6 protein-coding genes are annotated in these 9,542 nt (G+C 59.8%); 5 read left to right on the forward strand and 1 reads right to left on the reverse strand.

What is annotated here, in order from left to right:
* Nucleotides 1-13 precede the first annotated feature (13 nt).
* The gene (locus MNODULE_RS22805; protein WP_168063509.1) at nt 14-517 is read right to left on the reverse strand and encodes a hypothetical protein; all 504 of its coding nucleotides are present in this window, start codon (nt 515-517) and stop codon (nt 14-16) included.
* Between the two features lie 419 nt (nt 518-936).
* Here MNODULE_RS22805 and MNODULE_RS22810 point away from each other — a divergent pair, with 419 nt between their 5' ends.
* From MNODULE_RS22810 to MNODULE_RS22830, 5 genes are all read left to right on the forward strand, one after another.
* Nucleotides 937-3,054, forward strand: coding sequence for a TonB-dependent receptor (locus MNODULE_RS22810; RefSeq protein ID WP_168063510.1), 2,118 nt, complete (start codon nt 937-939; stop codon nt 3,052-3,054).
* Nucleotides 3,055-3,110: 56 nt separating this feature from the next.
* Nucleotides 3,111-4,265 (forward strand): PepSY-associated TM helix domain-containing protein, encoded by a 1,155-nt coding sequence (locus MNODULE_RS22815; RefSeq protein ID WP_168063511.1) that lies wholly within the window; start codon nt 3,111-3,113, stop codon nt 4,263-4,265.
* Nucleotides 4,266-5,070: 805 nt separating this feature from the next.
* A complete protein-coding gene (sbnA, locus tag MNODULE_RS22820; protein WP_168063512.1) occupies nt 5,071-6,111 on the forward strand; it encodes a 2,3-diaminopropionate biosynthesis protein SbnA in 1,041 nt (346 codons plus the stop codon).
* 13 nt (nt 6,112-6,124) lie between these two features.
* Entirely contained in the window at nt 6,125-7,234 is a 1,110-nt protein-coding gene (sbnB, locus tag MNODULE_RS22825) for a 2,3-diaminopropionate biosynthesis protein SbnB (protein ID WP_168063513.1), read from the forward strand.
* Nucleotides 7,231-9,495: a TonB-dependent receptor gene (locus MNODULE_RS22830; protein ID WP_168063514.1), complete on the forward strand. Its 2,265-nt coding sequence runs from the start codon at nt 7,231-7,233 to the stop codon at nt 9,493-9,495. Before sbnB ends, MNODULE_RS22830 begins: the two co-directional genes overlap by 4 nt.
* The last annotated feature ends 47 nt before the right edge of the window (nt 9,496-9,542 follow it).

Below are 9,542 nucleotides of genomic sequence, written 5' to 3' on the forward strand. Positions count from 1 at the left end.
ATGCCGGAAGACTTCAACACTCGACTGGGGCTACAGAGAAAACGAAGGAAGTGATGGAGCGGACCGCGCAATTGGAAGGGATCTTTTTCCCGAAACTTTCTGAGTTCTCCCGGAAACTGGAGGGGTGTTGACCGCCGCAGCGGGCGAAGCTGGCGGAGATACAAAAAAGAGTCCCGCGGGGGGAAGGGGAAACGGCGGTTGCGCTGTTTTCCGAAAGCGAGGAATCTTCCTCGCCCCTTGATCGTGCCGAGGAGCTGGGGCTCAGCCGTCCGCAGGTGGAGTTACTGGCGGCGCTGGAGATCGCCGCAAGACGGCAGGCGCGCCTAGACCGGGCCTGCGCTTCAGGGGGGTGCATCTCGATCTGGAGGAGATAATCCGGCGCGAGGCCTCGGATCAGAAGATCGAAGCCCGGATTGAGGGCATCGCAGAACGGTTTGCGAAAATCGAAAGCGACCGCCTTCGCGCCGGACTGAACAGCCTGAAGATCCTCAATGAGAAACAGAAGGTCGCTCTTCACCTTTCCTTCTCGGAGTAAGCGCGGACAGGTTGTCTTCAGGCGGGCTTCTTCTCGATCGGACCGGCAGGCCGATTATTTCCGGGGCGCCCGTACCGACCTATATTTGCCTCATGTAAGAGCATCATCCACGGCGACCGAGCTGCGCCGACCGATCCGGAGAGGGGGGTTCGCACCTTCGTTAAGCATGAACCTCCCTCCCTTTCATGAAACATAAAAACCCCCTTGACAGACCGCCCTGGAATTATGTAAAAAGACCTTCTCTGAAATTGAGAATCATTTTCAGTCTTGTGGCGGCTCGCGGTTGATCCAAAACCCCAAAGCCCAGAGTGGGATTCGCTCCCGCTTTGGGCTTTTTATTGTTTGGGATCTGAGTGGATCGAGGAGAGAACATGCAACCTAACAAATGGAGGTCTTCCCTGATGCAATATTTTTCCCCCCTGAGGGCATGGGTCCTGGTAGTCTGTTTGGCTTTATTGTCCGCTCCGGCGTTTGGTCAGGAGCCGGAGGAGAATACTCCGGAGACGGAGCGGCTGGCTGGTGAGGCCGTGGAGATGGAAGAGGTCACCGTCACGGCGACGCGGGCCGAGCGGCCGGTCTCCAGCATCCCCGGCTCGGTCACGGTGATTCCGCGGAAGGAGATCGAAGAGCAGATCGCCATTTCAGGAGATCTCGGCGATCTCCTCGGCAATCTCGTTCCCGGCATGGCGGTCAGCCCGGAGAGCTCTTTTAGCGCCGGGCAGACCCTGCGCGGCCGGGACGTGCTCTATCTGATCGACGGCGTTCCGATGAACACCGATCTGCGGGAGGTGGGGGCGAATCTGCAGCGGATCGATCCCTCCGCCATCGAGCGGATCGAGGTGATCCGGGGGGCGAGCGCGGTCTACGGAAGCGGCGGCGCCGGCGGCATCGTCAACATCATTACCAGGCAAGGGAAGGAGGGGCGGCCTCAGCTCAGAACCGAGCTGCGGACCCGGTTTTCGGTTGTCCATCCTGACGAGAGTTTCTCCAAGCGGATCGAGCAGAGCGTCACCGGCGGGGCCGGGCGATTTAATTATTTGCTGGGCGGCTCGTTCGAGGACGCCGACTCCCGATTCGACGCAAACGGCGACCGGATCCCCCGCGACTTTCTCTTCAGCGATTCGGACTATGCGGATCTGTTTGGAAAGCTCGGCTATAAACTGACCGATTCCCAGCGGCTTCAATTCTCGGCCAACTACTATCGCGCCAAGCAGGAGCGGGCGTTCGCCGCGGTCGGCGGTTTGGTCGGCCACGAGGCGGCGGAGGCGGTCGAGGTGCCGCCGGGCATCTTCGATGTCGCCGACGCCGGCGCGCCTGCCAACCCGTTGCTGCGCGAGCAGGAGGTCTACACGCTCGATTACTTCAATGACCGACTCTTCGGCAGCGCCGTGAATGTCCAACTCTTCTTCAGCGAGTTCTTCAACCGCGGCCCCTTCATCGGCTTCTTCGGAGGGCAGAATTTAACCGAACAGGAGCGCAAAGCGGCGCGCCTCAATATCGATACGCCGTTTACCGTCCCACTGAAAGGGACCCTCACCTGGGGGGCCGACCTCGGGAACCAGAAATATCATGAGCGATTCACGGCAACGGGGAGCTTTACCCCTTTGATGGATCAAGACAACATCGCCGGTTTCGCCCAGCTCGAAGTCCCTCTCGCCCAAAGGGTCCTGCTGCGCGGCGGCCTCCGGTATGAGCTCTTCCGTCTCAATATCCCCGATTTTACTACCCACCCTACCTCCGGCGGAAATGCCGTGGAGGGCGGCACCCTCGATTATGATACCACGACCTTCAACCTCGGCGGCGTTTTCTTTGTCACCGATACCGTCGAGCTGTTTGCCGGCTTCTCTCAGGGCTTCAGCATAACCGAGGTGGGCCGCTCGCTGATTCGCACGACCCTCCCTTCGGTCGAGGCTGCCAAACCCGAGCCGAAAGAGGTCGATAACTACGAGATCGGCGCCCGCGGCGCCTGGTCGAAGGTGAAAGCGAGCCTCTCGACGTTCTACAGCACCTCCGATCTGGGGACCACCTTTGTGCTCGTCAATGAGGTGCTCACCGTGCAGCGCGCCCCGGAGAAGGTCTATGGGGTGGAGGTCATCCTCGACACCCAGCCCTTTGCCCAGTGGGGATTCGGCGGCACCTTCAGTTGGCAGAAGGGCAAGCGGGAGATCGACGGAGACTGGACCCCGCTTCCCGGAAATCGGATTGCCCCTCCCAAGGCGACCGCCTATGTGGAGTATGCGCTCCTCCCCCGGTGGCGCAATCGCTTGCAGATGCTCTACTCCGGCAACCGGGACGAGTTTCCCGGGAGCACCGCCTTTGCGGAGGGAAAAGTTGATGATTTCCTCCTCTTCGACCTCTTAAGCGAGATCAAAGTGTGGAGGGGAACATTGAAGGTCGGCATCGAGAATCTTCTCAACGCCTTCTATGTCCCGCCGCCCAACCAGGCGGCCAACTTTGATGACTCCTTCACCGCCGGCCAGGGAATGACGGCGAGTCTCGGTTATGAGATCTTCTGGTAACTGTGGGCCTCAGTGATCCGCATTTGAGCAAAATGCGGATCACTGAGGGGATGAAGATGGGACTAAAAAATGTCCGGCTTCGAAAACTCTGGCTGAAGGTCCATCTCTATATCGGCCTCCTCGCCGGAGCGGTGCTGGTCCTGATCGGTCTGACCGGCAGCGTTCTGGTTTTCGATCATGCCATCGATGAGCTCCTCAACCCGGCATTGCTGACGGTGGAGGGAGAAGGGGGCTATCGGTCTTTTGATGAGATTATCGCCGCCGCCCGAGCCGGCCACCCGGATTCGCCTGGACCAAGCCTGCTGGTCTTCCCGCGCGTCCAAAATGGCGTTTTCCTCGCCTTTTTCGAGGAAGCGTCTGGAGGGGAGTACGGGCGCCAGGAGGTGGCGGTCGACCCATACACCGCCGAGATCTTAGGCGAGCGGCAATGGGGGGGCTACCTGATGTCTGCAATTTATAAACTGCACTCCAACCTGTTGCTGGAGACGCCAGGAGAGGTCACAGTCGGCATTCTGGGCCTGCTGCTCCTGGTTTCTGTGGGAACCGGGATTTATCTCTGGTGGCCCCTTTTCTGGCCGCCGAGGAGGCGGAAGATCGGCCAGGCCTTCACAATCAGGCGAGGGGCCCGTCCGGTACGATTCTACTTCGATCTGCACAAGACCAGCGGGATCTACAGCGCCGTCATCATTGTCGTGATCGCCTTCTCCGGAATTTATCTCGTCTTTCCAGAGTACATTAAGCCTCTGGTCGATGTTTTCTCCCCCCTGACCGGATTTCCGGAGGTGAAATCGACCCCACTCCCCGGTATGGCGCCGATTTCCGTCGAACAGGCGGTTACTATCGCCGACCGTCTCTTCCGCGATGCGGAGTTGAAGGGAATCGCGCCGCCCGAGGATCCGGAAGGGGTGTATATCGTGGTGAAGCGCCAGCCGGGGGAGGTCAGACAGGCCTGGGGTGAGAGCCGGGTATGGATCGATGCATACAGCGGCGAAATCCTGGCCGTCCGAAATCCGAAGCAATTCAGCGCGGGGGATACTTTTCTCAATTGGCTCTTTCCTCTTCACAGCGGAGAGGCCTTGGGTTTACCCAGCCGCATTCTGGTTTTCATCAGCGGTTTCGTGCCGCTGATCCTTTATGTAACAGGCCTCAAGCTCTGGTTCAAGCGTCGGCGGTCGAAGAAGATCAGCCGGGAGCGGAGGAAATTTCAATAAATACGGTTCATGCCTCGTGCCTATTCCCTTTGGGCAGCTGTGGTTTTACCATACTGGTCAAGGTCAGGTGTTGGCAGCAGTAAACATGGCACTGGGGAGAATGGCGAGTACAAGTGAACCGGGATACCATCTCTTCCGTGCTGGCCACCTTTACAGCAAAAACGTGGTGAAAAGACACATGAGGCTGTAGTCCGTCCTCAGAAGCAACCTTCCTGCTGGTCGCCTCCCGGTAGACGAGGACGGAAAGGTGAGAGAAGAGGAAGCCGGGACAGTCGTCGGAGAAATTGAGAGACTGGCTCCCTGTGCCGAAAGGGGGGGGCGGTCGATTTGCCTCCGGGCGACTACGTCCTTTTCTGCAATCTAGTGCAACTGGAAGGCAGCGAGATCGAAGCCCTTACCAAGAAGAAATGCTTTCCGCATTTTAGAGTGGAACTATGCGAGGGATTACACCGTACCCCTTGATTCCAACGTTCAGTAATGCGGACTATCTGGAGAGGCGAAGAAGAAAGGCATCGGATTTGCCGGCAGGTATAGAGAAGGTGGAACGGCCGGTCTTTCATCAAACCTCCGGTAATCTCTCCTGTTCACCAGGCGACCGGAATAAAAATATAAAGAAATAAAATAGGAGTTGACAAGCCATAATGGCTTCATGTATTAATGATAATGATTCTCAAATTCACTCTCTATTAAGAATAGTTTTAACGGCTGGCGGTCGGCAGTACCAGAACCCAGAAGCCCGGAGGAATCTTCAAATTTCCCTCCGGGCTTTTTTGTTTTAATCTACCACTCGAGGAGGCAGAACCCTATGGTCTATGAATCGATTGTCAATTGCGTCGGTCGCACGCCGCTGATCTCTCTCCGGCGGCTCTTCCCCCGGCCCGGGGTGGAGGTCATCGCCAAGCTCGAATTCTTCAATCCGGGCGGCAGTATGAAGGATCGTCCGGCGAGGTTCATCATCGAACAGGGGCTGCGGGATGGGACCATCGGATCCGGCACACACCTGGTAGAGAGCAGCTCCGGCAATCTGGGCATCGCCCTGGCGATGATCTCCCGCGTGTATGGTTTAACTTTCACCTGCGTGGTCGATCCGAAGATCACCTCTTCTAACTTGAGAATCCTCCAAAGCCTGGGGGCCCGGATCGAGATGGTTTCGGAACCGGACAACCAGGGAGGATACCTTCAAAGCCGGATCCGGCGCGTCCACGAACTGCTTGAAGCGATCCCCGGCAGCCTCTGGATCAATCAATATGCCAATCCGCGCAACTGGCAGGCACATTACTACGGAACCGGGACTGAAATCCTCTCCGATTTGGACCGGCCGATCGACCTCCTGGTCGCGGCCGTAAGCACGACAGGGACAATCATGGGGATCTCACGCCGGCTGCGTCAGGTCTTTCCGCGCCTCAGAGTCGTCGCGGTCGATGCGGTCGGGTCTGTTATCTTCGGGGCGTCTCCTGGACCGCGCGAGCTCCCCGGCATCGGGGCAAGCCGGGTGCCTGAATTGCTCCGTCCGGATGAGATTGATGAGGTGGTCTATGTCAGTGATCGGGAGTCGACGCAGGGCTGCCAGAGTCTCGCTGCCCACGAGGGCATTTTGGCCGGCGGCTCGTCCGGGTCGGTGATCGCCGCCATCGGGAAGCTCCTTCCGTCTCTCCCGCCCGCGTCTCGAGTGCTGACCCTGCTGCCGGATCGGGGCGAGCGTTACCTCGATCTGGTCTACGACAATGGTTGGATTCGAAAGCTTCCCGCTTGCGAGGCCAAACCGGTTTTGTCCTTGCCCGGCGGCGGGTCCGCCCGCCCTGAACAGAACGAGCCCGATAGAGAAATCAAGCTACTTTCACTGTAAAAGGGAGGAAGAGATGGAAAAGCAACCCACGGTTTTAAAAGCGCCTTCTATCCTGTACCTGAATCAAAGCGATATCATTCGACTCGGCGGATGCTCGTCGCATCTTTATATGGAAGCGGTTCGTCATGCCCTGATCCTGCACGCCCGGGGCGAGGTCGTTCAGCCGCTCAAGCCCTATCTCCGCTGGCGGGAGCAGGGCCACATCGCCGACCGGATCATCGCCATGCCGGCCTATCTGGGTGGGGGGCGGCCGATGGCGGGGATAAAGTGGATCGGAAGCAAACATGACAACCCCGCTCGCTTCGGCCTTTCGCGGGCGAGTGCCCTGACCCTTCTGAACGATCCGGAGACCCATTATCCGATCGCGATCCTGGAAGGGAGCCTCATCAGCGGAATGCGGACGGCGGCGGTCACCGCGCTGGCGGCGCGACATCTTGCCAAAAAAGCATTTCGTCGGGTGGCCTGCCTCGGCTGCGGCCCGATCGCCCAGATGCAACTGAAAACCCTTCTGGAGCAGTTTTCCGGAATCGAAGAGATTCATCTATTCGATCTCGTCCCTGAAGCCGCCTGGCGGCTCGTCGCGGCGCTGCGTCCGGAATCTTCAAGGGTGAAGTATCAGGTCGATCCCTCCGCCGAAGCAGCGGTGCGCGCAGGGGAGGTGGTGATCACCTGCACTGTCGCCGACCAGCCCTATCTTCACTACGACTGGCTGCAGAAGGGGGCTTTTATCAGCAATGTCTCCATCATGGATCTTCACAAAGAGGTTTTTGTCCGGGCCGACAAGGTTGTGGTCGATGACTGGGATCAGTCCAATCGCGAGAAAAAGATCATCAACCAACTGGTCCTGGAAGGGCGCTTCTCCCGCGAGCGGCTTCATGCCGAGTTGGGAGGGATTCTCGCCGGACAGAAACCCGGACGGGAATCGGACGATGAGATCATCCTGCTCAATCCGATGGGGATCGCTATCGAAGATATCGCCTGCGCGCAGGAGATCTATCAGCGGGCGTTGGCGGAGCGGGTCGGGGCCCGGTTGAGCCTGTATGGGTCTGAGTTGGAGCCGCTCCGCGGTGAAGAAAAACAGAAGGCCGGCGAGCAGGTTTCTTTAAAAACGGAGGTGCAATGAAAGGATATTCTTATAACAGGAAGAGGTGGAGTGGATCAGTCAGTCAAGGAATCGTCATCGCGGTTTGTCTCGCTTTCGCGGCAACGCCGGGTTTCAGCCAGCAGCCCGAACCGGAGGCCCGGCCTCTGGAAGAGCAGAACGGAACCTCCGGCGTGGCGGGGGAGGAGCCGATCAGAATGGAGGAGGTCGCCGTGACGGCGACGCGCAGCGAAGAGTCGATCGCCGCCATCCCGGGGGCGGTGACCGTGATCACCCGGAAGCAGATCGAAGAGCAGGCCACCCTCTCGAGGGATCCGGCGGAGGCGCTCGGCAAGTTGGTCCCGGGCCTGGCTCCCGGCAATCAGTCGCTGAGCAGTTTCGGGCAGACACTACGCGGCCGCAACGTTCTGGTCTTAATCGACGGCGTCCCCCAGATCTCGCTCCGGAATGCGTTCCGGGATCTGACCGCCATCGACCTCTCCGCCGTGGAGCGGATCGAGGTGATCCGAGGCGCCACCGCCATTTACGGCGAAGGGGCCAGCGGCGGGATCGTCAATATCATTACCCGCAGACCGGGCGAAGGAAAAACCCGCTTCACGACGGAACTCGGCGTCAATACCTCTTTAAGCCACCTCCATCTGAAAGACAGCCTCGGCGGCCGCATCCGCCAGGAGGTGTCGGGCGGACGGGGACGGTTCGACTACACACTCAGCGGATCGTTTGAGCGGACCAGCGGCTTCTTCGACGCGGAAGGGGACCGCATTCCTCCTGAACTGCTGAGCGCCCAGGGGGGGCTCTCCGATCTCAACACGTACGACCTTTTTGGAAAGTTCGGTCTTGACCTCGGCCCGCAGCGGCTTCAACTGACCGTGAACCGCTATCACGCCCGCCAGGATACCGACGATGCCACCGATCCGGCGGTGAACGCCTTCCCGCCGCGCACCGTCAAGGCGCGGGCCCGCGAGGGGCTGGTGTTGGCGGATCAGCCCGAGACGGAGAACACGGTCGTCTCCCTCGACTACGACCGGGCCGATCTCTTCGGCAGCCGCCTGCACAGCCAGCTCTTCTTCCGCGATTACCTGACCCGGTTTTTTCCATCCGATGCCCGCGCTTCTGCCCGCCTGGGGAACAGCATCATTCAATCCTGGGTGGAATCCGAAAAGATCGGAGGGCGCTTGGATATTGAGACCCCTCTTCCCCTGCCCCGGGTGACGGCGCCGACGCTGTTGTGGGGGGTGGACTACACAGATGAGGAGGCGTTCCAGCCGGTGGCCATCATGGATCCGGCCGCTTTTGACAACAGCGGCGGGTTGGTTTTCATCAAGACGGGCGAGCGGATGTGGGTCCCGCCGATGACACGGCGCAATCTCGCTCTTTTCGGACAGATGGAGTGGGCCGCCACGGAGCGGTGGCTTCTGCGGGCCGGGCTGCGCCACGAATGGATCGGGATCCGCGTCGATGAATTCACCACCCTCGAAGGCAACACTATTCCGGGGGGCGACATTGATTTCAGCGCCACCGTCTTCAACACCGGCGCGGTCTTCTACGCGACCGATCCGGTCAGCCTCTTCGTCAGCTTCTCCCAGGGGTTCTCGGTGCCCGACGTCGGCCTGATCCTCAGGAGCGCCCCTCCCGGCTTCTCTCTCGAATCCTCTCTGCTGGAGCCGATCAAAGTCGATCAGTACGAAGTGGGTGCGCGCGGGACATGGCCCCGGATACAGTCCTCCGTCTCCGCATTTCTAAGCAAATCGGATCTCGGGATCACCACCACGGGAGGGCCGACCTTGTTTAACATTACCACCGTCCGCACCCCGGAGGAGATCTGGGGGGTCGAGGGGGTGATCGACCTCCAGCCGTTCGAACGGTGGTCTCTGGGCGGGACCGCCTCCTGGATCGCGGGAGAGAACGATCCCGACCGGGACGGCAATTTCACCGATATGAACGGGTTTCGCATCCCGCCGCTGAAGCTGACCGCTTATGTCGAGCACGACACGCTGCCGCGCTTGCGTTGGCGCAACCGCCTGCAGATACTCTATGTCGGGAGCCGCGACCCCGGCTTGGGAGAGAGGGCATTCGGCGGCCGAGCGGTAAATAATTACGCCACAGCCGATTGGACCAGCAGCATGGCGGTCGGGCCGGGGGATCTCCGCTTCGGGATTGAGAACCTCTTCAACCGGCAGTACTTCACGACCGTCTCTCAACTCCTTCGGACGGGACGCAACGACAGCTTCACGGCGGCGCGGGGGGCGACCCTCCACCTCGCCTATACCATGACATACTGAAGGCCTGCAAGGGGTCAGGTTCACAGCAGGCTCTCATCAGCAGCCTT

This window comes from Candidatus Manganitrophus noduliformans, from assembly GCF_012184425.1.
Classification (GTDB): domain Bacteria; phylum Nitrospirota; class Nitrospiria; order SBBL01; family Manganitrophaceae; genus Manganitrophus; species Manganitrophus noduliformans.